Raw genomic sequence first — 24016 nt, 5'->3', positions numbered from 1 at the left:
AAAGTTTCATCGACGGGTGTCGGTCGCCCCGGTGACCGGACTCGAACTGATCAGCGCAGAGTGCCAGGGTCGAGCTGCCAGCGGAACGGCTCGACGACGGTAAGCGTTTCGCCGGGCTTTGCCACCTGGTCCTCGACGTAGTGCCCGCCGTCCAGCCGGAACAGCCGCAGCGAGTGACCGTCGCCGTCCTGCTCGACAAGCAGATACCAGGGGATGCGCGCGATGGCGTAGAGCTGCATCTTGACCAGCCGGTCGGCGGCGGCGTTGCCCGGCGAGACGATCTCGCCGACGAGGGCCACCCGGTCGGCGTCGAGGAAGGCGCCGTCGTCGTCGATGTCGGTCACGACGAGATCCGGAATGACGACCCGGTCGATGCCGAGCCGGACGTTGATCGCCTCATAGACCAGGAGGCCGTCAGGATCAGCCGCTGTCTCGATGCTGTTCGCCAGTCGGCGCGACACCCGCTGGTGCCATCGGCTCGGGGCAGGGCTCACGATCAGGCTCCCGTCGAGCAGCTCGATCCGGTCCGGGGTTTCACCCAGGGCGAAGTAGTCGGCCTCGGTCCAGAGCCCGACGTGGTGTCCCAGGGGGTCCGCACTCACCGGCGCTCACCTCCCGCTTCACTCGCCACCCGATCAGTTTCACAGGATACGAGCCGACGCCTCGGGAGCGACACGGAACGCCGCCGGTAGGCTCGCGCCCCATGATGTCGATCGACGGGCTGGGCGACATGTGGGACACGCTGTTCGACGCGCAGCCGGACCCGCCTCCGCTGCTGGTGCTGATCACCGCGATCGTCGCGCTGGTGGTGGTGTCCACCCGGCTGCCGTGGCGGATCGCCCGCAACGCCATCACCATCGCCCACGAGGGCGGGCACGCGCTCGTCGCCCTGCTCACCGGCCGTAAGCTGCGCGGAATCCGGCTGCACTCGGACACGTCGGGTCTGACGCTCTCCGCCGGTCGACCCACCGGACCGGGCATGATCCTGACCCTGCTCGCCGGCTACGTCGCCCCGCCGCTTGTCGGGTTGGCCGGTGCCTGGCTGCTCGGCGGCAACCGGATCACCCTGCTGCTCTGGGTCGCGGTGGTGCTGCTGCTCGCCATGCTGATCATGATCCGTAACGCGTTCGGTGTGGTGTCGCTCCTGGTCACCGGGGCGCTGGTGTTCGCCGTGTCGTGGTACGCGACGCCGCAGGTGCAGGCCGCGTTCGCGTACGCCGGGGTGTGGTTCCTGCTGCTCGGTGGGGTGCGGCCGGTGGTGGAGCTGCAACGGCTGCGCTCGCGCGGCCGGATGCCCGCCTCCGACGCAGACCAGCTCGCCGGGCTGACCCCGTTCCCGGCGTTCTTCTGGGTCATGGTCTTCGCCCTGGTCAACGTGGCAGCCCTCGTCGCCGGCGCCCTGCTCCTGGCGGGCCCCATCCTCACCAGCGCCGGCCTGACGGTCTAGCCGCACCGGGCAGAATGGGGCCATGCGATACGTGATCATCGGGGCCGGCGCGGTTGGCGGAACGATCGGGGCGCGGCTGGCCGAGGCCGGCCGCGACGTGACGCTTGTGGCCCGTGGGACGCACCTGGACGCGATCCGTGATCGGGGCCTGACCCTGCGCCAGCCAGACGGTGACATCACCGTCCGGCTCGACGCCGTGGACCGGCCCGGTGACCGTCCCCTGCCCGCCGACACGGTTCTGGTCCTCACTGTGAAGTCGCAGGACACCGCCGGGGCGTTGGCCGCCTGGGTGGACGCGCCGGTGGCCGGTGGCGGTACGGCGGGTGAGCGATTGCCGCTTGTCACCGCGCAGAACGGGGTGGCTAACGAGCGGACCGCGCTGCGGCTCTTCGCCGACGTGCACCCCGTCTGCGTCTGGCTGCCCGCCACCCATCTGCAACCGGGCGTGGTGGTGGCCAACGGGTACCCGCATCCGGGGATGCTCCACATCGGGCGGTACCCGGACGGCGCCGACGACACCGACCGGGCCGTCTCCGCCGACCTCACCGCCGCCGGATTCGTCGCGCCGGTACGCGAGGACGTGCTGCGCTGGAAGTACGGCAAGCTGCTCAGCAACCTCGGCAACGGCCTTCAGGCGCTGCTCGGGCAGGACATCCCCGACGCGCTTGCCGAGCGGGTACGCGCCGAGGGCGTCGCCGTACTCGCCGCAGCGGGAATCGCGCACACGTCCCCGCAGGAGGAGAAGGCCGAACGCGGCGACCTGGTCGGGCTACGCCCGGTGGCCGGCGAGGCCCGATCCGGCGGCTCCACCTGGCAGAGCCTGGCCCGGGGCACCGGCCGCACCGAGGTCGACCACCTCAACGGGGAGGTCGTCCTGCTCGGCCGGCTGCACGGCGTACCGACGCCCGCGAACGCGGCGGTGCAGCGCGCGGTACGCCGGGCCGTCCGCGAACGAGTCGGAGCTGGCGCGTTCCCGCTGACCGAGCTGGAGAAGATGATCGCCTGATCGGGGCAACCGGAGACCCCGCCCGACGCGTGTTCCCTGCGACCGACACGGGGAGGTAACGGGTGCCGGACGTCGACGGGTTCGACGAGTTCTACCGGGGGAGCCGGCAACGGCTGCTCGGGTTCGTCTACGCCCTGACCGGCGATCGGGTCGAGGCGCAGGACGCCGTGCAGGAGGCGTACATCCGGGCGTGGCAGCGCTGGTCGACGGTCAGCCGGTACGACGACCCGGAGGCGTGGGTGCGGGTGGTGGCCAGCCGGGTCGCGGTCAGCCGGTGGCGCAGCCTGCGCAGCCGCGCGCGGGCGTACCTGCGGCACGGGGCCACCGAGACCGTTCCCGGGCCGAGCACCGACACCGTCGAGGTGGTCGCCGCGCTGCGCCTACTGCCCGAGGAGCAACGCACCGCCATCGCCCTGTACTACCTGATGGGCATGCCCGTCGCCGAGGTGGCCCGGGAGACCGAGGCGCCGGTCGGCACCGTCAAGGCCCGACTCTCCCGGGGGCGCGTCGCGCTCGCCGGCCTGCTCGCCGTCTCTGATCTGGAGGAGGCCACCGATGCGTGACGACGACCTGGCATTCGTCGAACGGGTCCACCGGGATCTGGCGGACGTGCGCTGGCCCGGCCCGGAGGAGATCCGTGCCCGTGCCCGTCGTCGCGGCCGACGCCGGATCGTGGTGGCCACCGTCGTGCTGGTTCTCGCCGGTGCCTCCGCGCTGGCGGGCGTAGCCCCGGGACGGTCGCCGGCGCCCGCGCTGCCGGCGGCCGCGCCGACGCGGCACGAGATTCCCCTCGACGCGCTCCTACAGCCGGAGGATCTGTGGCAGCCGGTCTACACGCAGCTCAGCCAGTCGGGGCTGGGCGAGCCGGTCCAGCTGGAGGACACGCTCGGCCGCTGCCGGACGAGCCAGGGACTCTCCGACGGTTGGCAGACGTCGAACCTGTCCCGCTCACAGACCCTCATGCGCAAGCACCCCCCGAGCAACCTCGTGCTGGGTGACGGCGTGGTCATGCAGGATCTCTTCAGGCTGGCACCGGAGACGGCCCGACATGTCTTCACCAGTCTGGACGACCTGGTCGCCCCCTGCGCCGAGTGGCGGAGCGTCGAGCAGCTGGAGACGGTGGACACCACCCACACCGTGGAGGTGATCCACCGGTGGGCGGTGGTGCAGCGGGGCTTCGCGGGGGACGACGCCGCCATCCTGCGGGATTCGTTCACAGCCGCTCGGGATGTGCAGACCGGGCAGACGTTCGGCAACACACCGCCGCCGACCGTCGTGGCCGTCGTCCGGGTCGGCGACACTGTCTCTCTGCTCCGCGTCGCGGATGACGACGCCGAGGCGAAACTCCGCCAGCTCGCCCCGGCGGCGGCAGCGCGGATGTGCGCCGCCGCCAACCCTGCCTGCTGACCATCCTGGTTCGCACAACTTCATGGACGGTGCTGCCTCCCGGCGCAGGGAAGCAACAGTTTCCGGGAAGTTGCGCGGACCACGCCGGCGCGGATCAGGCGACCATGCCGGCGCGGATCAAGCTCTACAGCGGGATGTTGCCGTGCTTCTTCGGCGGCAGGGTCTCCCGCTTGGTGCGCAGGACACGCAGCGCCCGGACGATCTGCGTCCGCGTCTCGTGCGGCGGGATCACCGAGTCGATGTACCCGCGCTCGGCTGCTACGTACGGGTTGGCCAGGGTGTCCTCGTACTCGGCGATCTTCTCGGCACGGACCGCAGCCGGGTCTTCGGCGCCTGCCAACTCCGAGCGGTAGAGGATGTTCACCGCGCCCTGCGCACCCATCACGGCGATCTGCGCGGTGGGCCAGGCGAAGTTCAGGTCCGCGCCGAGGTGCTTGGAACCCATCACGTCGTACGCCCCGCCGTACGCCTTGCGGGTGATCACGGTGACCTTCGGGACTGTCGCCTCGGCGTACGCGTAGATGAGCTTGGCACCTCGGCGGATGATGCCGTCCCACTCCTGGCCGGTGCCGGGCAGGAAGCCGGGCACGTCCACGAAGGTCAGCACCGGGATGTTGAAAGCGTCGCAGGTGCGGACGAACCGGGCGGCCTTCTCCGAGGCGGCGATGTCCAGGGTGCCGGCGAAGTGCATCGGCTGGTTGGCGACCACGCCCACCGGCCGCCCCTCGACCCGGCCGTAGCCGACCACGATGTTCTGCGCGTAGAGCGGCTGGACCTCCAGGAACTCCCCGTCGTCCAGGACGTGCTCGATCACCGTGTGCATGTCGTACGGCTGGTTGGCCGAGTCCGGGATCAGCGTGTCCAGTTCCCGGTCCTCGTCGCTGACCTCCAGGTCCGCGGGGGCCTCGAAGACGACAGGCTCGTCGAGGTTGTTCGACGGCAGGTACGACAGCAGCGCCTTGACGTAGTCGACCGCGTCGTCCTCGTCGGTGGCCAGGTAGTGCGCGTTGCCGCTGCGCGTGTTGTGCGTGCGTGCCCCGCCCAGCTCCTCCATGCCGACGTCCTCGCCGGTCACCGTCTTGATCACGTCGGGGCCGGTGATGAACATGTGCGAGGTCTGGTCGACCATGACCGTGAAGTCGGTGACCGCCGGGGAGTAGACCGCGCCGCCCGCACACGGGCCCATGACCAGCGAGATCTGTGGGATGACGCCTGAGGCGCGCACGTTGCGGAAGAAGATCTCGCCGTACAGGCCGAGCGAGACGACACCCTCCTGGATGCGGGCGCCGCCGGAGTCGTTGATGCCGACCACCGGGCAGCCAATCTTCATGGCGAGGTCCATGACCTTGACGATCTTCTCGCCGAAGACCTCGCCCAGCGAGCCGCCGAAGACCGTGAAGTCCTGGGCGAAGACGCAGACCTGCCGGCCGTCCACCGTGCCGTAGCCGGTGACCACGCCGTCGCCGTACGGGCGGTTCTTCTCCAGGCCGAACGCCGTGGAGCGGTGCCGGGCCAGTTCGTCGAGCTCGACGAAGGAGCCCTCGTCGAGGAGCATCTCGATCCGCTCGCGGGCGGTCTTCTTGCCCCGGGCGTGCTGCTTCTCGACCGCGCGCGCCGACCCGGCGTGCACCGCCTCGTCGACCCGGCGCTCCAGGTCCGCCAGCTTGCCCGCGGTGCTGTGGATGTTGGTCCCGGTCTCGGTAGTCACCCAGGGAATATAACGATGGTTCAGGTCGACGCGGCTGTGCAGTACACCTCAATGCCTCCCCGGGCGTCGCCGTACGCTGACGGGATGCCGGGCTCCCCGTACACCGATCTGGACCGCCCGCCGCTGTCGGCGGCCCGGCTGCGGCGCGCGCTTGTCGCGCCGAACGGGCCGTGGGCCCGGCTGGAGTTGCACGCCGAGACCGGCTCCACGAACGCGGACGTGGCCGCGGCCGCCGCGGCCGGGGAGCCGGAGGGCCTGGTCGTAGTCGCCGAGCGACAGACCGCCGGGCGCGGTCGTCGCGGCCGGGTGTGGCAGTCGCCGCCGCGTGCGGGCATCGCGACGAGCGTGCTGCTGCGGCCCGGCGAGGCCGTTCCGGACCGCGGCTGGCCGGCGGCACCACCGACGGGGTACGGCTGGCTGCCGCTGCTGGCCGGCGTCGCGCTTGTCGAGGCGGTGGCCCGGCTGGCCGAGCTGGACGCCGCCCTGAAGTGGCCGAACGACCTTCTGATCGGCGACGCGAAGTGCGCCGGGGTGCTCGCCGAGGCGGTGCCCGGCCGCTCGCCGGCACAGCCGCCGGCCATCGTGCTCGGCGTCGGGCTCAACGTGACCCTGCGCGCCGACGAGTTGCCGGTGAACCCGACCGGGCTGCCGGCCACCTCGCTGCAACTGGCCGGTGCGGCGGCCACCGACCGCGATCCGCTGCTGCGGGCGCTGCTGCGTTCGGTCGCCGACTGGTACGACCGCTGGCGCTCCGCCGGTGGCGACGCGGTGGCCTCCGGCCTGCGCGACGCCTACCTGGCGGCCTGCGCGACTGTCGGCCGTGAGGTACGCGTCCTGCTGCCCAACGGCGAGGCGCTGACCGGTACCGCCACCGGAGTTGACCCGGACGGCCAACTGCTGCTGACCACCGCAACCGGCACCCGCACCCTGGCGGCCGGCGACGTCCTCCACCTGCGCTGATCTTCGCCCCTTGGTGGGGGCCGCGTGGCGGATGTTGTGGTGGGGGTTGGGGGGTTTACGGTCTGCGCGTCGAGAAAATGGCGTTGGAGGTTGTCGTGGCGTTTCCCGAAGACGTGCTCACCAAGGACGAGCACGTCGTGCTGCACCTGCACCCGCACTGGAAGGCGCTGATCCGGCCGATCGTGGTGCTGGTGCTGGCCATCGCGGCGCTGGTGGTCGGCGTGCTCCTGCTGCCCGAGACCAGCGGGGGTTCGATCGCGCTGGCCGTGATCGGCGTGATCGCCCTGGTCGCGGTGCTGTGGCTCGGTCTGTGGCCGTTCCTGGTCTGGCGGACCACCCACTACCTGTTCACCAACGAACGCGTGCTGCTCCAGCAGGGTGTCTTCTCCCGCGACCGGAGGGACCTGCCGCTCACCCGGATCAACGACCACTCGATGAACCAGCACTTCGTCGAGCGGCTGCTCGGCTGCGGCACGCTCACCATCGAGTCGGCAGGCGAACGCGGCCAGTCCGTGCTGGCCGACGTACCGGGGGTCAGCCGGGTGCAGACCACCCTGTACGAGCTGGTAGAGGCGCAGCACGACAAGCACTCCCTGGGCGACGGGGAGATGCGCGACATCCTCGCCGACATGCGCGAGGGCAAGCCGCTGCGCGACACCACGACCTGATCCCGAACGGCTGAGATCATTCCGGCGTACCCGCCGGGGTGGTCTCAGCCGGTCGGTCCGGCCCCGGTCGGCTCGGCCCTGGTCGCGCTGGTCTCGGCCTGGTCGGCCCCGTTCGGATCCGCCTCAGGCGGGTCGGGCTCCGCCGCGTCCGCCCCGGTCGGGTCCGCCTCGGCCGGATCGTCCTCGGTCGGGCCGGGCTCGGCAGAGCCGGGCTCGGCAGAGCCGGGCTCGGTCGGGCGCAGGGCGAACCAGCCACGGAACCGCGTCCGCAGCACCTCCTGCTCGGGCCGGCCGTCCGGGCCGAGGCGGAGCATGGTGCCGGTGAGGGTGGCCGTACCCAGCCCGGGGCGGGCGGTCGACGGTCGCGCGCCCATCACGTCGACCCGTACGGCGAGCCGGTCGCCGGCGCGTACCGGGGCGAGCCAGCGCAGCTCCTCCAGGCCGGGGGAGGCGTCCGCCGCCGCCCGGGACAGCAGGTGGTCGACGTACGCCCGCATGAAGAGGCTGACCGTGTAGAAGCCGCTGGCGATCACGCCACCGTGCCGGCTGGCAGCGGCCAGTTCCTGGTCGACGTGGTACCACTGCGGGTCGAAGCGGCGGGCGAAGGCGACCATCTCGTCGCCGTTCACGGTGACCACGCCGAGATCGACGGTGAGCCCCGGGACGAGGTCTTCGAAGAACAGTTCGGCGGGAGTGCCGGTGCCGGACCGGGCGGCTGGTGTCGTCACCGGCGGGGTGAGCGGCGCGTGCCGGCGTGCAGTTCGGCGGCGAGCGCCGCGTCCAGGTCGGCGGTGAGACCGGCGGTCAGCGGTGTGGGCCGGCCCTGAACGGGTGTGCCGCTCGGGTCCGGACGGTCGTTGGCCTGTGCCTCCTCCAGCTCGGTGACGGACTCGGCGAGTTCCGCGACCGGGTCCATGCCGGCCATCGTGTCCCATTCGTCGCGCGGGATGTCGTGCCAGGTCGGCTCGGGCTTGGTCTCCGCCTCGGCCGGTGCGACAGGCTGGAAGACGAACGTCCGGTAGGACCAGAACCGGAACAGTGTGGCGAGCAGGACACCCGCGGTCTTCGCCACGTTCAGGGCGAGCAGCCCGTGTACGCCGAGCCCGTACTTGGCCGCCGCCACGGCGCCGAGTTCGATAAGAAGACCGGCGCCGTTGAACAGGAAGAACAGGACGTACTCCCGGCGAAGTGCCGATTTCGGGCGATCCCGGTACGTCCAGTGGCGATTCATCAGATATGACGTGATCGTGGCGACGATCGTCGCGATCACTGTCGCCTTCAACTGACCGTTGACGAAAACGGTAAGTGCAAGGACATTGAACACCGCGTAATTGATGACGGTGTTGATGCCGCCGACGATGCCGAACTTGAGCGCCTCGTGGATGAACTTCTGCCAGCGCTCAGGCAGCAGACGGACAAGACGCATGCGAAACACCTTAGGGCAGTCGGAGAGGCCGGCGATCACCGGCTGGACGAAGGTGGGCGGCAGGTCACGCCCCGTGGTCACGGTCGTGCTTCACCTGCGGAACGGTCCGGTTTCCCGCTTCGACGAAGACGAACCGCCGGTAGGACCAGAATCGGAACAGCGTGCCGAGGCCCGTGCCGACCACGAAACTGGCGATGTTGTCGGCCAGCGGCGTCTGGAACACGGACGGCCAGATGCTGCCCAGCCCGTACCGGCTGATCGCGAGGCAGGCCACCGCGATGCCGAGACCGACTGCGTTGAAGAAGAAGAACAGCGCGTACTCCCGCGCGGGGTTGCTGCGCTGGCGGTGCCGCCACGTCCAGAACCGGTTACCGACGAAGGCGACGGTGGCCGCGATCACTGTGGAGATCGTCTTCGCGGTCACCTGCTCGACCCCGCGCACGGTGGTCAGGTAGTTGAACAGCGCGAAGTCGAGGAGGAAGGCGATCCCGCCCACCGTGGCGAACTTGCTCAACTCGCGGAAGAGATGACCGAAGCGGTCGAGCAGCGCCCGAAGCGGACCCCGTCGGGTCTGCCGGGGGCCCGGTTGCTCCCCGGTCATCGTGGCGGCCACAGGCCGAGCCTACCGGCTGGTGACCAGTCAGCGGGGGAGCAACGACGAGTGGGCGTCGACGCCCGTGCCGGCTGATCACCGGGTGCGCCTCCGCTACACACAGCGTAACCAAATGGGAGGACTGACCCGCCTCCGAACGGGAATCCACGGATCGGTCGGCGAGGCAGGTCCACGACCGACCGCACCTCACGTCGGCCGGGGTGCACAACAAGATTTGCGTGAAACTGCGCGGGAAAGCGGGTATCAGATCGTGATGCCGCAGCGTGGCCGTACCTTGTGCAGTTCTTCACAACCAGTCCCACTGACTCGGAAGGCTGCCCGGTTTACGCTGAGCCCAATCCCAGGTTTCCACGAAGCGACGCATCGCGCCGCTGAGACTCGTGCATCCCATAGATCGGTCAGCGTCGACCACAAGGAGATGTGTCATGGTTGCTCCGGCTGTTGTGCGGGGTATCGATCAGGCCCCGACGTCCCATCCGAAACTGCTCGCCTGGGTCCGTGAGGTCGCAGAACTGACCACCCCCGACCGGGTCGTGTGGGTGGACGGGTCCGACGAGGAGTGGCGCCGCCTCACCGATGAACTGGTCGAGGCCGGCACGCTGATCCGTTTGAACCCGGAGAAGAAGCCCAACTCGTTCTACGCGCGCACCGACCCGACGGATGTCGCCCGGGTCGAGGAGCGCACGTTCATCTGCTCCGTCGACGAGGCGGACGCCGGCCCCACCAACAACTGGATGGCGCCGGCCGAGATGAAGCGGACGATGACCGAGTTGTATCGCGGCTCGATGCGGGGCCGCACGATGTACGTCATCCCGTTCGTGATGGGCCCGGTCGAGGCCGAGAGCCCGATGTTCGGCGTCGAGATCACCGACAGCCCGTACGTGGTCGCGTCCATGCGCATCATGACCCGGATGGGCGCGAAGGTCCTCGAGGCGATGGGGAACGACGCGGACTTCGTGCACGCGTTGCACTCGATCGGTGCGCCGCTCGCCCCCGGTCAGCAGGACGTGGCCTGGCCGTGCAACGAGACCAAGTACATCTCGCACTTCCCGGAGACCCGGGAGATCTGGTCGTACGGCTCGGGTTACGGCGGCAACTCGCTGCTCGGCAAGAAGTGCTACTCGCTGCGGATCGCCAGCGTCATGGGGCGGGACGAGGGCTGGCTCGCCGAGCACATGCTGATCCTCAAGATCACCTCGCCGGAGGGCAAGGTCCACCACATCGCAGGCGCCTTCCCCTCGGCGTGCGGCAAGACCAACCTGGCGATGGTGGAGCCCACCATCCCAGGCTGGAAGGTCGAGACCATCGGCGACGACATCGCCTGGATGCGGTTTGGCCCGGACGGCCGGCTCTACGCGGTCAACCCGGAGTACGGCCTGTTCGGCGTCGCGCCCGGCACCGACTGGAAGACGAACGCCAACGCCATGCGCACGTTGGACCGGGGCAACTCGATCTTCACGAACGTGGGCCTCACCGACGACGGTGACATCTGGTGGGAGGGCATGGGTGAGCCGCCGGCGCACCTGATCGACTGGAAGGGCAACGACTGGACGCCGGAGAGCGAGGGTCTCTCCTCGCACGCCAACAGCCGGTTCTGCACCCCGATCACCCAGTGCCCGATCCTCGCCGACGAGTACTTCGACCCCAACGGGGTGCCGATCGACGCGATCCTCTTCGGCGGTCGCCGCAAGGACACCATCCCGCTGGTGACCGAGGCCCGCGACTGGGTGCACGGCGTCTACATGGGTGCGACGCTCTCGTCGGAGACGACCGCCGCCGCGTCAGGCGCGGTCGGTGTGGTCCGCCGGGACCCGATGGCGATGCTCCCGTTCATCGGCTACCACGCGGGTGACTACTTCAGGCACTGGATCGAGATGGGCAAGGGCGCCGACGGAGACGAGGCGAAACTGCCGAAGATCTACTACGTCAACTGGTTCCGCAAGGACCCGGAGGGCTCGTTCCTCTGGCCGGGCTTCGGGGAGAACTCCCGGGTGCTCAAGTGGATCGTCGAGCGGATCGAGGGCAAGGCCGACGCGGTGGAGACCCCGGTGGGCATGGTTCCGGCACCCGACGCGCTCGACGTCGAGGGCCTGGACATGACTCCGGAGGACGTCCGGATCGCGCTCAAGGTCGACCCGGAGGAGTGGCGCAACGAACTGCCGTTGGTCACCGAGTGGTTCGAGAAGTTCGGTGACAAGCTGCCCGGCGTGCTGTGGGCCGAGTTGGACGCGCTGCGCGCACGCCTGGACGCCGCGCAGCCGCAGCGGTAGGTGTGAAAGACGCCCTTCGCGGGCATCATCGGATTCCATGAGGACGGCCGCCGAGACCGAGGTCCGGCGGCCGTCCGCCGTCCGGGTGCTCACCTTCCTGCTCGCGACGACCGCGGCGGCCACGGTCGTGGTCGAGCTGCTCAACTGGTGGTACGCCCCGGAGCAGGGCTTCGGGCTGGCCGTACGCACCGGCTGGGCGATGCTGCGCTCGTTCGGCTTCCTGCTGCTCATCGGGCACGTCCGGCGGGGCCGTACGGTGGCCCGCCCGTTCGGGCTGATCCTCGCGGTCACCACGATCTTCGCGGTCGGCCGGCTGATCGTGCCCCGGCAGGGCGTGCCGCCGCTGCCCGGGCTGCTCGGCTTCGGCGTCCTCACCGCGCTCTGCGTGGCGGTGGTCTGGCTGCTCTACCGCTCGTCGGCGCTGGCCGGGCACCTGGTCCGGCACCGGCCGAGGCTGGTCATCGACCGGGACGGCATCTCCTGGCGGGAGACCCCGCCGCGCCGACCGCAAGCCAGCGCCTGGCTGCTGACCAGCCGGGTGGCGGCGTTCACCTACAGCCCGCTGATGCTGGTGCCGGCGCTGGTGGCCGGCGGCTCCATCCTGGACGGTCGGCTCAGCGCCGTACCGGCGGTGCTGTTCTGGTTCGGCGCCGGCATCGCGGCGAGCTACGCGGTGCTGTTCTGCACGGCGTTCCTGATGCGCGGCAAGCACTGGGCCCGTGGGCTGCTGGTCGCCGTCACAGTGGTCGTCCTCGCCGTGGACCTGCCGCTGTGCTGGTGGCTGCTCGGGGTGGACGGCCTGGTCCGCGACGGCGCGCCCCTGGTCGCCGCCGCGGCCCTGACGGTGTACGGCCTCCGGCGCGCGGCCCGCGCGGCGGACGCCCCCGTTCCGGCCTGATCCCGCACCGCCGGTGCCGGCTTGCCGGGGTCGGCTTCCTCGCCGATGCCAATCGCGGCAGCCTCACCGTGCTCAGGGGGCAGGTCGCCGCCGCCGGCGCCGCGAAGCCGCTCGCCCCGGCGCGGGGCTGGTCGCCCCGGCAAGGAGCCGGTCGGTCCGTTCAGCCGTATACCTCAGGGTCGCATTTATGACTCAGTGGTATATCGGTCCCCAGCGTGGCGGGTTTCGACCGGTGCAGCCCCGCCATCGTCGTAACGACGCCTGGTCGGCGCTTCCGGCGGCACCCCGGCGCTTCGGTGCGGTCGCGCGGGGGCGGCAGGAGGCAGGATGGCGGGGTGGCGTCGGTCACAGCGACCGAAGGCGTGGACGGATCGCGGGCCGGACCGGCCGTGCGTCGCCGGCCGCGCCGCACCTGTCGAAAGGAGGCCCATGGTGGGCGACGAGTTCGACGTGGTGGTGGTGGGGGCGGGGCCGGCCGGAGCGGCCGCCGCGCTGACGGCCCGCCGGGCGGGTGCCAGCGTGCTGCTTCTGGACCGGGCCGACTTTCCCCGGGACAAGGCGTGCGGCGACGGGATCGCGGCGCACTCGGTGGATGTGCTCACCGAGCTGGGGGTGCCCGAGGCAGTGGCCGGCTACGCCCCGCTGCCCGCGCTGCGGATGGTCGCCCCGGGGGGCGGTTCGGTGGCCCGGGCGTTGCCCCGACCTGCGTACACGGTGCCCCGGGAGGTCTTCGACGCGCGACTGGTGGCGGCGGCGGTGGCCGCCGGCGCGCAGCTGCGGCGGCACACCGTACGCCGGGTCGAGCCGCGCGCCGACCGGGTGGTGCTCGACGGCGAGGTGTCCGGTCGGGTGGTGGTGGGCGCGGACGGTGCCGGGTCGGTGGTGCGCCGGGCGCTCGGCCATCCGGTGAACCCGGATCGGCACCTGGCACTTGCCATCCGCGGGTACGCTCCGGCGCTGCCCGGGCCACCCGAGCAGCTCATCGTCACCTCGAAGGCGCGCTGGCCGGCGTACGCCTGGTCCTTCCCGATCGGCGACGGGCGGGCGAACGTCGGGTACGGGGAGGTGCTGCGGGGCGAGCCGCTGAGCCGCGGCTACCTGCTGGACCGGCTGGTGGCGCTGCTGCCCGGCACCGACCTGGGCACGGTGACCGCGCTGCGCGCCCACCACCTGCCGCTGTCCACCCACCGACCCGCACCGGGGCAGGGTCGCGCCCTGCTGGCCGGCGACGCGCTGTCGTTGATCAATCCGTTCACCGGTGAGGGCATCTTCTACGCGCTGCTCTCCGGCGCGCTTGCCGGCTCGGCGGCCGCTGGCGCTCCGCAGAACGCCGCCCGCCGCTACGCACACGGGCTGCGCCGCCGCCTCGGCACCCATCTGCGGCACAGCTCGGTGGCGGCGTGGCTGGCGCGGCGTCGGCGGGTGGTCGACGCGGCGGTGCGGGCGGCCCGTCGGGACGACCGGGTCTTCGACGACGTGGTCGAGTTGGGGTTGGGTGACGGGCGGCTCACCGCTCGTACCCTGGCCATGATCGGCGCCGGTCTGCCCGGCGGTGATCGGGCTCCGAGGCGGTGATCCGGCTGGCGGGTCGCTACGCTGCTAGGTGATGACGCTGCGGAACCTTATCTACTCCGTGTACGAGCGCCGGCTCACGGCGAAGCTCGCGGGTAAGCCGGTGCCCCGGCATGTCGGGGTGATGTGCGACGGCAACCGTCGGTGGGCGAGGGAGATGGGCTTCGTCGACCCGAACGACGGGCACCGGGTCGGCGCGGCGAAGATCAAGCATGTCCTCGGCTGGTGCGACCAGGCCGGCATCGGGCACGTGACCCTCTACCTGCTCGCCACCGACAACCTGCGCCGCCCGGCCAGCGAACTGGATCCACTGCTGAAGATCATCGAGGATCTGGTGGTGGAGCTGGCCGAGGAGGGCAACCCCTGGCGACTGCGCATCGTCGGTGCGCTCGACCTGCTGCCGGCGCAGACCGCGACGGCGCTCAAGGGCGCCGAGGAACGCACCCGCGACCGCAGCGGCGGCGCGGAGGTCAACATCGCGGTGGGGTACGGCGGCCGGCGGGAGATCACCGACGCGGTCCGCTCACTCCTGCTGGAACACGCGGCCGCCGGCGGCACCATCGAGGAACTGGCCGAGGTGCTGGACGTCGAGCACATCTCCGAGCACCTCTACACGCGCGGCCAACCCGACCCCGACCTGGTCATCCGCACCAGCGGCGAGCAGCGGCTGTCCGGGTTCATGCTGTGGCAGTCCGCGCACTCGGAGTTCTACTTCTGCGAACTCAACTGGCCGGATTTCCGGCACATCGACTTCCTGCGCGCCCTGCGCTCGTACGCCACGCGTCAGCGCCGCTACGGCGCCTGACCCCGGGCCCGCCGGGGCCGGTCAGGGCAGGTGGGTGAGCGCCTCGGTGAGGAAGTCGCCCAGGGCGTCCGGGGACTCGATGGTCAGGTCGGCGGCGTTGGCCACCTCGTGACCGGTCTCCGGGTTGGCGACCGCCACGCAGACACCGAAGAAGTCCGGGTCGGCCGCGGCCCGGGCGCGCAGCGCGGCGAACGCCTTGATGTCCGAGACGTCGTCGCCGAAATACCACGCGCCTGTGGCGTCCCTGATGACCTCTCCGATCACCATGCCCTTGTCCCGGTCGACGGGCGGCTTGAGCTCCAGCACCATCCGCCCCGCCTGCACCCGTAGACCCAGGCGGTCGGCCTGCTCCTGCCCCCACTGCTGCACGGTCGCGCCGAGCTGCGGCGCCGTACGCCAGTGCAGCGCCACGGAGAGCCGCTTGAACTCGACGAGTGTGCCCGGCGGCAACTCCGCGCGGGCCAGGTCGGCAAGCTCCGCCATCGTCGGCACCCAGGGCAGCGCGGCGGGCTCGGTGACGATCTCGCCGTCGGAGTGGCTGTGCTCCAGCCCGTAGAGGCCGTAGAGGTCCACGCCGGTCAGGCCGCCGAGGCGTTCCCGGAGGAACTCGACAGGTCGGGCGGAGACGATCGCGACCCGTTGCACGACCGGGGCCAGCGCCTCGATCGCGGCCAACGCCCTGGGAGCGGGGCGTACCGCGGTCGGGTCGTCGTCGACGGGCGCCAGTGTCCCGTCGAAGTCGAAGAAGAGGACCGTCCCGGCGGCCCGGCCGGCGGTGGTTCGCCAGGCCTGGTCGGCGTTCAACGGGGTCCTTGGCTGCTGATTGCCCAGATTCAACGGCGGCACGCGCGTCAGCGTACCCCGGCGCCCGGGGCTCATTCCTGGCCGAGCGGACCCACTCGGCGGCCCTCGGTCAGCGTTCGGCGGCTCCCCGACCACGCCGTCCGAACGGCACCACCGCCGCATCCTGGCCGTGGCTCAACAGGTAGCCCTCCACGAAGCCGGTGTTGCGGTCCCCGGTGTGGCTCTCGATCTCGTTGAGGCGTGCCACCAGGAACTCGGTGAGGGCGCTGATCCGGTCGTTGAGCCGCTCGTGCAGCTCGGCGACGACGGCCAGGATGACCGCGGTGCCGGCGGTGATGAGCGCGAGAAGGTTGACGAGCAGCGGAAGCTGCCCGCCGTTGACCACGAGGGTCACCACGTTGCCGGTCACCCACAGTGTCATCGACACAGTGGCGACCACGACTGCCAACCACTTCAGGGTCATGGACAGACCCCTCCTTCTGTCCCGCAGGGCTGGGTTCGGCCTTGTCCCGTCCCCCCGCCGACGACGAGCCCAAGCAGTACGAATAGGGACGCTAGCGTGCCCGTTCCGGCCCCGGAGCGAAACGAATGAACCCGACCAGGCGTTCTTTCGCCATCTGAGGAACTAGCCTGCCTGATTGCCCCTTTTTCGGACATCGACCGGCAGCGTTGGTCGGTATGCGAGGTATCTGATGGTTTCGCGGATGTGGAACTTCTCCGCGTCCGACACGTTCGGGTCGATCAGCCGGCGCAGCAGCGCCTCCACGTCGGGGTCCATCGGAGGGGCCGGTTGGCCGGCGCGTGGGCCTGTCGCGGTGCGGTCCCAGCCGAGCGCGGTGAAGGCGGCGGCCGGGTTGAGCCCCAGGCCCTCGCAGAAGGCGACCACCCGTTCGGCCTCCGGGTCGCTGGCCCAGTCGCCCCGGACCCACCTGTTGATGGTCTGCCGGGACACGCCGGTGCGCCGCGACACCTCGGTGCCGCTCCAGGCCCTTGTCGCCCGCGCCTCGTCCAGGGCGCGGCGGACGAAGGTGGCGAAGGCGATCTTCCGCGCGTTGGCCGTCTCGGTCACCTCGTGACCGTACGGCGAGGCATTGGCGGACGTGCGTCCGGGCATGCCACTGTCACGCGAACGTGACAAGCTGCTCAGATTTCCGGTAAACGATCCAGTGCCGCTCTTGAGGGGTCTCACCCGGGCAGAATAGATGCCCGTAGTGGTGGAGGTAAACAGACGAAAAGCTGATACTGTCACGCTCATGGGACAACCTACGGTGTGTCACGTGCATGAGACGACTGGTGCTCACATGCGTCACGCCCCCGGTTCCGAGGGGGTGTGGTGACCGAGCTCGCCACCCGAGCCCAGGCCTTCGGGCTGATCGCCGAGGGCGTCGCCGCCGGGCTGACCGCCCCATGGCGCCTCTACCTCGCCCGAGGCTGCCGCTATCTGTCACTGAGTGTCGGAGACCGCACCGAGTGGAACGCCTGGCGTACCCATCTCGGCTGTCCGGAGCTGAGCGTCCGCGTGTACGACGCCGGCGGCGAGATCCGCCGGTCCTCGGTCGCCGAGGTCGTGCTCGACGGCTGCCGGATCAGCGTCGAGCTGGTCGAGGAGGTCAGCACCGACGACCTGGACCGGCTGCTCATCGCTGACCCGACCGCTATCGAGCCGGAGGAGCGATGATCCGGCGACCGGGCCGGGCCGGAGCCGCCCGATGAGCCCGTTCCTCGCGGTCTTCCTCGTCCTGGTGCTCGGTGCCACCAGCTACGCGGCCGGACGGCTGCACGGGCAGCTCAGCTACCGCATCGGCTACCGCTTCGGCTACCGGCAGGGCTACTTCGACGGTGACCGGGGCGCCTGGAACCGGCGTCGACGCGACGCGCAGGCAGCGCTCGCGTCGGCCCTGTCGGTGTCCCCGGCCGACGTGACGCGCTCGGCCGGCACCGTCGCCCGTCCCGGCACCACCTACACCGGCTCGTCGTTCACCGCGCCGGCCGCCCCGATCACCGGGCGGCACCCGACCGGCACCCTGGTTCGACGGTCCGGCTGAGCCGGCCGGCGGGCCGCCACGAGCGCGGTCCCGTCGACCGGCGCCACGATCGCGGTGCGTCGTCCGCGGCGGACACGCACCGTCGGGGTCACGTCAGACCGGTGACGGTGACCCCACCGGCCGGGATGCGCGCAGGGGGCATGCATCCCGGCCGGATCCGCCGCGTCCACTCCGGGCGTGCCCCGTGCCTGTTCACACGCTCGACTTCGGAGATCCACGATCGCCCTCTAGCCGCGACGGTCCGGCGCGGCTAGCGTCTAGGCATGGCACGGGGTTCTCCCGAGCCAGCCGGTCCGCCCGGATCTGCGACCTCGCACACGGGGTTCCGCATCCGACCCCGTGTCCCCGGGCACCGGAGGAGGCGGAACACGGGTGGCGGGTGCCCATCCGTCGGAGCAGGCCTGTGACGACTCGCCGTACCACCGCCGGTGCCGATCAGACCCCGGCCGCGACTGCCACGACCCGCCGCGCCACCAGGAGCCGCCGTACGGCGGCGACCGCGCCGGCCGACCCCAAGGAGCCGCGACAATCGGGCCAGGCGTTCGTCCTGGACACGTCAGTGCTGCTCTCCGACCCGGCGGCGTTCCACCGGTTCGCCGAGCACGAGGTGGTGCTGCCGCTGGTGGTCATCACCGAGCTGGAGGGCAAGCGGCACCATCCGGAGCTGGGCTGGTTCGCCAGGCAGTCGCTGCGGATGCTCGACGAGCTGCGTGTCAGGCACGGCCGGCTGGACACGCCGGTGCCCGCCAACGACGCCGGCGGCACCCTGCGGGTGGAGCTGAACCACACCGACGACGGAGTGCTGCCACCCGGCTTCCGGACCGAGAGCAATGACGCCCGGATCCTCTCCGTTGCGCTCAACCTCGCCGCCGAGGGGCGGGAGGTCACGCTGGTCAGCAAGGACATGCCGCTGCGGGTCAAGGCCGCCTCGGTGGGCCTGCGGGCCGACGAGTACCGGCACGGTCAGGCCAGCGACCCGACCTGGACGGGCATGTCCGAGCTGGAGCTGGGTGAGGAGCAGATCTCTTCGCTGTACGCGGGGGAGACGCTCGACGTGGACGAGGCGGCCGGGCTGCCGTGCCACACCGGCCTGGTGCTGCACTCGACGCGCGGCTCGGCGCTCGGCCGGGTGCTGCCTGACAAGTCGGTACGCCTGGTCCGGGGGGACCGGGAGGCGTTCGGGCTGCACGGCCGGTCGGCCGAGCAGCGGGTCGCCCTGGACCTGCTGCTCGACGAGTCGATCGGGATCGTCTCGCTGGGCGGGCGGGCCGGCACGGGCAAGTCCGCGTTGGCGCTCTGCGCCGGCCTGGAGGCGGTGATGGAGCGGCGCCGGCACAAGAAGGTGATCGTGTTCCGCCCGCTGTACGCAGTCGGTGGCCAGGAGCTGGGCTACCTGCCGGGTTCGGAGTCGGAGAAGATGTCGCCGTGGGCCCAGGCGGTCTTCGACACGCTCGGGGCGGTGGTGCACGAGAACGTGCTGGAGGAGGTCACGTCGCGGGGCATCCTGGAGGTGCTGCCGCTGACCCACATCCGGGGGCGCAGCCTGCACGACGCGTTCGTGATCGTGGACGAGGCCCAGTCGCTGGAGCGGGGGGTCCTGCTGACCGTGCTGTCCCGGATCGGGCAGGGCTCCCGGGTGGTGCTCACGCACGACGTGGCCCAACGGGACAACCTTCGGGTGGGGCGGCACGACGGGGTGACCGCCGTGATCGAGACGCTCAAGGGTCATCCGCTCTTCGCCCACATCACGCTCAGCCGTTCGGAGCGGTCGCCGATCGCCGCGATGGTGACGGATCTTCTGGAGGACATCCCGTTGTGATGGTGCTTTTGTAGAGGTTTATCCCTATTTTTTATGTGGCGCAGATCACAAAGCGCTCGGTCCGTTTCCCATCGGTCTCACTGTGCGCGATGGTGTCCCACGAGCGCCCACGCACCATGAGCATCGTTGACGATCGTTCGTCCCGGGACGGACGGCATCGGCGAAGGTCGGTGCGTCGGCGCGGCCGGCAACCGGTCGGGGCGCTCGTGGCACGGCCGACGGCCAGATGTGGCCGGCGCCGCGCCGCGTCCTTGCCCCCGACGAAGGGACCTCTTCGTGAGTCGGCTGTGGAGCCGGTTGGGCGCCCGTACGGCCGCTGTCGCGCTGCTCTCCGTTGGCGTCGCCGGTGGCTTTTACCTGGGCGAAGACCGGGAAACCCAGCAACAGGGCCTGACCGAACAGGTCAGCGTCGAAGTCGACAAGGCCGACCTCGCGTACCAGCGCGAGCGGCACGCCGCCCACCAGGTGCAGTTCTCCAGGCAGCGGGCCGCCGAGTACCAGGCCAAGCTGCGGGCGGCGCAGGCCGCCAAGGAGGCCGCCGAGCGGGCCCGCAAGGCCGAGGCCGCGGCCGCGTCCCGCAAGCGCGAGCGCGACGCGGCCAACGCGGCAGCCAAGCCGTACAACGGGCCGATCCCCGCGTCCTGCGCGGAGTACAGCGGCAACCGCAAGACCGGGTGCGCGCTGATGATCGACGCGGGCTTCGGCATCGCCGAGTTCCCGTGCCTGGAGAAGCTCTGGACCAAGGAGAGCGGCTGGAACCACAAGGCCAGCAACTCCTCCTCCGGCGCGTACGGCATCCCGCAGTCGCTGCCGGGCAGCAAGATGAGCTCGGTCGCGGACGACTGGCGTACCAACCCGGCCACCCAGATCAAGTGGGGGCTGGGCTACATCAAGGGCAGGTACAAGACGCCCTGTGGCGCCTGGAACTACTTCCAGAACAACGGCCACTACTGACATCGTCGACGGCGGGGCGGGTGGACGACAACCCGCCCCGCCGTCGCGCGTCCACCCGGTGGGCGTACGGGACGCGAGTGGCGGCGGACCCTTTTTGCTGATAGCAGTTGGGGGGTGAGCCTGCACCCGCCAAGCGGCGACCCCTTCCGGTTCGGCACCGAGGCGTTCTACGCCGCGCTCGGCCGGGCCTTCGTCGCCATGTGCGCGGTGGTCCCGTTCCTCTTCCTCATCGAGGCGGTCGACCAGGGGCTCGCGTTCGGCCTCGACGCCACGGCCGGCATCATCCCGCACCGCATCGACGGCCTGGACGGGGTCTTCTTCTCCCCGTTCCTGCACCACGGCTTCGACCACCTGTACAGCAACAGCATCCCGCTGATCCTGCTCGGCACGTTCGTGCTCGCCGCCGGCGCCCGCCGATTCCTCTGGTCGACCCTGATCATCATCCTGGTGAGCGGGCTCGGCGTCTGGTTCACCGGCTCGCCCAACTCGGTGGTGGTCGGCGCCAGCGGGGTGATCTTCGGTTACCTGGGCATCCTGCTCACCCGGGGCATCGTCGAGCGCAGCTGGTGGAACTTCGCGGTCTTCCTGCTGGTCGGCCTGCTCTACGGGTGGCAGCTCGTCGGCATCCTCCCCACCGACGAGCGGATCTCCTGGCAGGGGCACCTGTTCGGGCTGCTCGGCGGGGTGGTCGCCGCGATCCTGTTCCGTCGCCGCAGGCCCACAGTCGAAGGTCCGGACTACTCCGGGTCCACGCTCAGCCTGCCCTGACCTGCTCGTCGGCGCGCCTCTGGGACATGCTTGCCCGACCGCTGCCACCCGCCTACCGTCGAGATCAGCAAGCGTTGATCCGTGAGCGGAAAGCGACGGTACGCCATGCGTGAGGTCGACATCGCCGTGATCGGGGCCGGGCCGTCCGGCCTCTTCGCCGCGTACTACGCCGGGTTCCGGGGGTTGTCGGTGGCGGTGATCGACGCGCTGCCCGAGCCAGGTGGTCAGGTCACCGCGATGTATCCGGAGAAGCTGATCCTGGACGTGGCCGGGTTTCCCGCCGTCAAGGGCCGGGACCTGGTGGCGAACCTCGTGGCCCAGGCGGCGCCGTTCGGCCCGCAGTACCTGCTCAACACCCGGGCCGAGAAGCTCTCGTACGCCGACGAGCGGCCGGTGCTGGGCCTGGCCGGTGGTGAGCAGCTCGGCTGCGGCGCCGTGGTGGTCACCGGCGGGCTGGGCAGCTTCAGTCCTCGGCCGTTGCCCTGCGCCGACGCGGCTCCCGGAAGCGGGATCGTCTACTTCGTGACCGAGCCGGCGGAGCTGACCGATCGGGACGTGCTGATCGTCGGTGGCGGTGACTCCGCCTTCGACTGGGCGTTGGCTCTGCAACCGCTGGCCCGTTCGGTGACTCTCGTACACCGGCGGGAGAAGTTCCGGGCGCACGCCTCGACTGTCGCCCGAGTGCTGTCCCTGCCGGTCCGGGTGGTGGTCAACGCCGAGGTCACCAGGCTCTTCGGAGAGGGCGCGGTGACCGGGGCCGAGGTGACCGTACGCGGTGGCGCGACCGAGACGTTGCCCGTCGACACGGTGGTCGCGGCGCTCGGCTTCACCGCCGATTTGGGCCCTCTCGCCGAATGGGGACTGCGGCTGGACCGCCGGCACATCCTGGTGGACAGCGCCATGGCCACCAACCTCCCCCGGGTCTTCGCGGCCGGTGACATCACCGAGTACCCGGGCAAGGTCCGGCTGATCGCCACCGGCTTCGGCGAGGCGGCCACCGCGGTCAACAACGCGGCGGTGGCCATCGACCCGAGCGCACACCTCTTCCCGGGGCACTCCTCCGACGCCGGCTGACCGTCGGTATCGGACACTGACCGCTCCGTGTCCGGATCGAGACTGGCCGCCCCGACCCTGGGGGGATGACGGATCCCGAGACACCACGCGACGGCGCGTCGACGACGTTGTCCTGGCTCTGCCATCCCAGCACCCTGCTCGCGTTGGCCGTGCTGCTGGTCAACGACCACGTACTGAAGGCGGCCTTCCCGGGCCTGCTGACCGGCAAGCTGAGCGACGTCGCGGGCCTGGTGCTCACCCCGCCGCTGGTCGCGGTGCTGCTGACCCTCCTGGTGCCGCGGTTGCCCGCCCGGGCCGCCGCGCTTGTCGCCCTGGCGTCGGTGGGCGCCGGGTTCGCGGTCGTCAAATCCAGCGGGTACGCCGCCGAACTGGCCTCGTCGGCGTGGACCGTGCTGGCCGGTCCGTCGCTGGTCCGGGCCGATCGGACCGATCTGCTCACCCTGCCCGCGGTCGCCCTGGCCTGGTGGAGCTGGACGCGTTCGCGCCGCCGGCCGGTGCGTCGACGGACCGCCCGGACGGTCCGGCTGCTTGTGGTGCTGCCGCCCGCGGTGCTGGCGGTGGCCGCCACCAGCGCGGTCTACTACCCCTACGCGGTGAGCACCGCGCTGCTCGACGGTCAACCGGCCATCTCGGCCGGCATGGGATACGACAGCCGGGACTGGCCGACCCGGCCGGCCGACGGGTCGTGGTTGGTCAGCGAGAACCGGGGAATCACCTGGCGCAACGCCACCCTCGACGAGGAGCGGCGGTTGTCCGGCCAGGGCGCCGGGCAGCGGCAGGCGTGCGTGCCGGCCGAGCCGCAGCGGTGCTACCGGGCGGTCGAGGGTCACCTGCGGGTGGAGCAGAGCGACGACGCGGGTACGACGTGGCGGGTGGCGTGGGAGGTGTCGGACGCGCGCCGCGAGGGGCTGGCCCGCCAGTCCTACAACCCGGGTGACGTCAACCGGCACTTCGCCTCCCGGGACCTGATCGTCTATCCCGCCGCCGGCGGAGGCCACGAGGTGCTCGTCGCCAACGGCCGGGACGGCATCCTGCACCGCGGGTCGGATGGCGCGTGGCAGCGGAAGGGCTTCCTGGAGGGGCGGTTCTCGGAGGAGGCCCGCTGGGAAGATCCGCCCCCGCTGGACGGCGGCCCCGGTGACCGCCGGACGGACCTGCTGCTCGCCGTGGCGCTCGCGCTCACCCTCGGCTGCGCGGTCACCGTGCTCGCCAGTCACCTGGCGATCCGCCGCGGTGAGGGTCCACGCTGGTGGGGGTTCGCCGGCGGCCTGTCGATGCTTGTCGCGGCGAGCCCGTTGGCCGCGGTGTGGGACCGTGAGGACGACGGCCTCACGTTCATGGCCCTGGCGGCTGTCACGCTGCCGATGGGCGTGCTGACGGCGGTGGCTCTGCTCGTCCGGGCCCGTTACCAGGGCGCGTCATCCCGGTGGATCGGTTGGGCGCTGACCGGGCTTCTGCTCACCGCGCTCCTGGCCGGGTTGCCGCTCGTCGGTTGGCTGTTCGGCAACCCTCCGCAGGGCAGGGTCGCTGTGGCGATCGCCCTACTGGCCACGGTGCCGGGTGTGTTGCTGGCGATCCGGATCTCCCGGTTTGTCGACCCGGCTCGCGCGTACGAACGCCGGTACCGGCCGCGCCCGCCGTACCCGCCCTATCCGAACGCGCCCTACGCGTATCCGCCCTCTCCTCATCCGCCGCACCCTGCGGGCCCACCGGCGGTGCCGGATCCGCCCTACCCGTCGCAGCTGCCACCGCGCTGAGCAGGTCGTCCGGCG

Annotated in this window: 24 protein-coding genes and 1 pseudogene; 17 read left to right on the top strand and 8 right to left on the bottom strand. The window is 71.0% G+C overall.

Annotation, left to right across the window (positions count from 1 at the left end):
* Positions 1-50: 50 nt before the first annotated feature.
* Positions 51-602: a Uma2 family endonuclease gene (locus tag AB0N27_RS13660; RefSeq protein ID WP_364368119.1), complete on the bottom strand. Its 552-nt coding sequence runs from the start codon at positions 600-602 to the stop codon at positions 51-53.
* Between the two features lie 101 nt (positions 603-703).
* Between AB0N27_RS13660 and AB0N27_RS13655 the strand changes: the two genes are divergently transcribed.
* The 4 genes from AB0N27_RS13655 (at position 704) to AB0N27_RS13640 (ending at position 3860) form a co-directional block, all read left to right on the top strand.
* Complete coding sequence (locus AB0N27_RS13655) at positions 704-1447, top strand: M50 family metallopeptidase (RefSeq protein WP_364368116.1); 744 nt, start codon at positions 704-706, stop codon at positions 1445-1447.
* 22 nt (positions 1448-1469) lie between these two features.
* On the top strand, positions 1470-2453 hold the full coding sequence (locus tag AB0N27_RS13650) for a 2-dehydropantoate 2-reductase N-terminal domain-containing protein (RefSeq protein ID WP_364368113.1): 984 nt from the start codon (positions 1470-1472) through the stop codon (positions 2451-2453).
* A gap of 62 nt (positions 2454-2515) precedes the next feature.
* Positions 2516-3016, top strand: coding sequence for a sigma-70 family RNA polymerase sigma factor (locus AB0N27_RS13645; protein WP_364368110.1), 501 nt, complete (start codon positions 2516-2518; stop codon positions 3014-3016).
* Positions 3009-3860, top strand: a complete 852-nt coding sequence (locus tag AB0N27_RS13640; RefSeq protein ID WP_364368107.1) for a hypothetical protein — start codon at positions 3009-3011, stop codon at positions 3858-3860. The genes AB0N27_RS13645 and AB0N27_RS13640 overlap by 8 nt, the downstream gene beginning before the upstream one ends.
* Before the next feature lie 124 nt (positions 3861-3984).
* Here the strand turns inward: AB0N27_RS13640 and AB0N27_RS13635 are convergent, their stop codons facing one another.
* A complete protein-coding gene (locus AB0N27_RS13635; RefSeq protein ID WP_364368104.1) occupies positions 3985-5568 on the bottom strand; it encodes an acyl-CoA carboxylase subunit beta in 1584 nt (527 codons plus the stop codon).
* 84 nt (positions 5569-5652) lie between these two features.
* On the opposite strand from AB0N27_RS13635, the gene AB0N27_RS13630 reads away from it, so the two are divergent.
* Together AB0N27_RS13630 and AB0N27_RS13625 are read left to right on the top strand one after the other, a co-directional pair.
* On the top strand, positions 5653-6528 hold the full coding sequence (locus tag AB0N27_RS13630) for a biotin--[acetyl-CoA-carboxylase] ligase (RefSeq protein ID WP_364368101.1): 876 nt from the start codon (positions 5653-5655) through the stop codon (positions 6526-6528).
* Positions 6529-6623: 95 nt separating this feature from the next.
* Positions 6624-7196, top strand: a complete 573-nt coding sequence (locus tag AB0N27_RS13625; RefSeq protein ID WP_364368098.1) for a PH domain-containing protein — start codon at positions 6624-6626, stop codon at positions 7194-7196.
* Positions 7197-7240: 44 nt separating this feature from the next.
* Here the strand turns inward: AB0N27_RS13625 and AB0N27_RS13620 are convergent, their stop codons facing one another.
* From AB0N27_RS13620 to AB0N27_RS13610, 3 genes and pseudogenes are all read right to left on the bottom strand, one after another.
* Positions 7241-7924, bottom strand: coding sequence for a MaoC/PaaZ C-terminal domain-containing protein (locus AB0N27_RS13620; RefSeq protein WP_364368095.1), 684 nt, complete (start codon positions 7922-7924; stop codon positions 7241-7243).
* Positions 7921-8622 carry a GtrA family protein gene (locus tag AB0N27_RS13615; RefSeq protein ID WP_364370679.1) on the bottom strand — a complete coding sequence of 234 codons (702 nt, stop codon included), beginning with the start codon at positions 8620-8622 and terminating at the stop codon, positions 7921-7923. Before AB0N27_RS13615 ends, AB0N27_RS13620 begins: the two co-directional genes overlap by 4 nt.
* Before the next feature lie 64 nt (positions 8623-8686).
* Positions 8687-9525, bottom strand: a pseudogene (locus AB0N27_RS13610) (GtrA family protein).
* Between the two features lie 135 nt (positions 9526-9660).
* Between AB0N27_RS13610 and AB0N27_RS13605 the strand changes: the two are divergent.
* The 4 genes from AB0N27_RS13605 (at position 9661) to AB0N27_RS13590 (ending at position 14780) form a co-directional block, all read left to right on the top strand.
* Entirely contained in the window at positions 9661-11505 is a 1845-nt protein-coding gene (locus AB0N27_RS13605; protein ID WP_364368092.1) for a phosphoenolpyruvate carboxykinase (GTP), read from the top strand.
* Between the two features lie 37 nt (positions 11506-11542).
* Positions 11543-12403, top strand: coding sequence for a hypothetical protein (locus AB0N27_RS13600; protein WP_364368089.1), 861 nt, complete (start codon positions 11543-11545; stop codon positions 12401-12403).
* Positions 12404-12832: 429 nt separating this feature from the next.
* On the top strand, positions 12833-13978 hold the full coding sequence (locus AB0N27_RS13595; RefSeq protein ID WP_364368086.1) for a geranylgeranyl reductase family protein: 1146 nt from the start codon (positions 12833-12835) through the stop codon (positions 13976-13978).
* 31 nt (positions 13979-14009) lie between these two features.
* Entirely contained in the window at positions 14010-14780 is a 771-nt protein-coding gene (locus AB0N27_RS13590; RefSeq protein WP_139585087.1) for an isoprenyl transferase, read from the top strand.
* 21 nt (positions 14781-14801) lie between these two features.
* Here the strand turns inward: AB0N27_RS13590 and otsB are convergent, their stop codons facing one another.
* The 3 genes from otsB to AB0N27_RS13575 all read right to left on the bottom strand — a co-directional run bounded on the left by otsB (position 14802) and on the right by AB0N27_RS13575 (position 16653).
* Positions 14802-15626, bottom strand: a complete 825-nt coding sequence (gene otsB, locus AB0N27_RS13585; protein ID WP_364368082.1) for a trehalose-phosphatase — start codon at positions 15624-15626, stop codon at positions 14802-14804.
* Between the two features lie 67 nt (positions 15627-15693).
* Entirely contained in the window at positions 15694-16047 is a 354-nt protein-coding gene (locus AB0N27_RS13580; protein WP_364368079.1) for a hypothetical protein, read from the bottom strand.
* A gap of 162 nt (positions 16048-16209) precedes the next feature.
* Entirely contained in the window at positions 16210-16653 is a 444-nt protein-coding gene (locus tag AB0N27_RS13575) for an XRE family transcriptional regulator (protein ID WP_364368076.1), read from the bottom strand.
* Between the two features lie 264 nt (positions 16654-16917).
* Between AB0N27_RS13575 and AB0N27_RS13570 the strand changes: the two genes are divergently transcribed.
* The 7 genes from AB0N27_RS13570 to AB0N27_RS13540 all read left to right on the top strand — a co-directional run bounded on the left by AB0N27_RS13570 (position 16918) and on the right by AB0N27_RS13540 (position 24001).
* Positions 16918-17262: a hypothetical protein gene (locus AB0N27_RS13570; protein ID WP_364368073.1), complete on the top strand. Its 345-nt coding sequence runs from the start codon at positions 16918-16920 to the stop codon at positions 17260-17262.
* Positions 17263-17293: 31 nt separating this feature from the next.
* Complete coding sequence (locus AB0N27_RS13565; RefSeq protein ID WP_364368070.1) at positions 17294-17629, top strand: hypothetical protein; 336 nt, start codon at positions 17294-17296, stop codon at positions 17627-17629.
* A 403-nt stretch (positions 17630-18032) separates the two neighbouring features.
* Positions 18033-19448, top strand: coding sequence for a PhoH family protein (locus tag AB0N27_RS13560; protein WP_364368067.1), 1416 nt, complete (start codon positions 18033-18035; stop codon positions 19446-19448).
* Positions 19449-19724: 276 nt separating this feature from the next.
* The gene (locus AB0N27_RS13555; protein ID WP_364368064.1) at positions 19725-20402 is read left to right on the top strand and encodes a transglycosylase SLT domain-containing protein; all 678 of its coding nucleotides are present in this window, start codon (positions 19725-19727) and stop codon (positions 20400-20402) included.
* 114 nt (positions 20403-20516) lie between these two features.
* Positions 20517-21170: a rhomboid family intramembrane serine protease gene (locus AB0N27_RS13550; RefSeq protein WP_364368061.1), complete on the top strand. Its 654-nt coding sequence runs from the start codon at positions 20517-20519 to the stop codon at positions 21168-21170.
* A 105-nt stretch (positions 21171-21275) separates the two neighbouring features.
* Complete coding sequence (locus AB0N27_RS13545; protein WP_364370676.1) at positions 21276-22244, top strand: NAD(P)/FAD-dependent oxidoreductase; 969 nt, start codon at positions 21276-21278, stop codon at positions 22242-22244.
* Positions 22245-22309: 65 nt separating this feature from the next.
* Complete coding sequence (locus tag AB0N27_RS13540; protein WP_364368058.1) at positions 22310-24001, top strand: hypothetical protein; 1692 nt, start codon at positions 22310-22312, stop codon at positions 23999-24001.
* Positions 24002-24016: the final 15 nt, after the last annotated feature.

The organism is Micromonospora sp. NPDC093244 (assembly GCF_040683695.1).
GTDB lineage: Bacteria > Actinomycetota > Actinomycetes > Mycobacteriales > Micromonosporaceae > Micromonospora.
The sequence above is the reverse complement of the archived record's forward strand: the minus strand, read 5'-3'. Positions and strand labels throughout refer to the sequence as shown.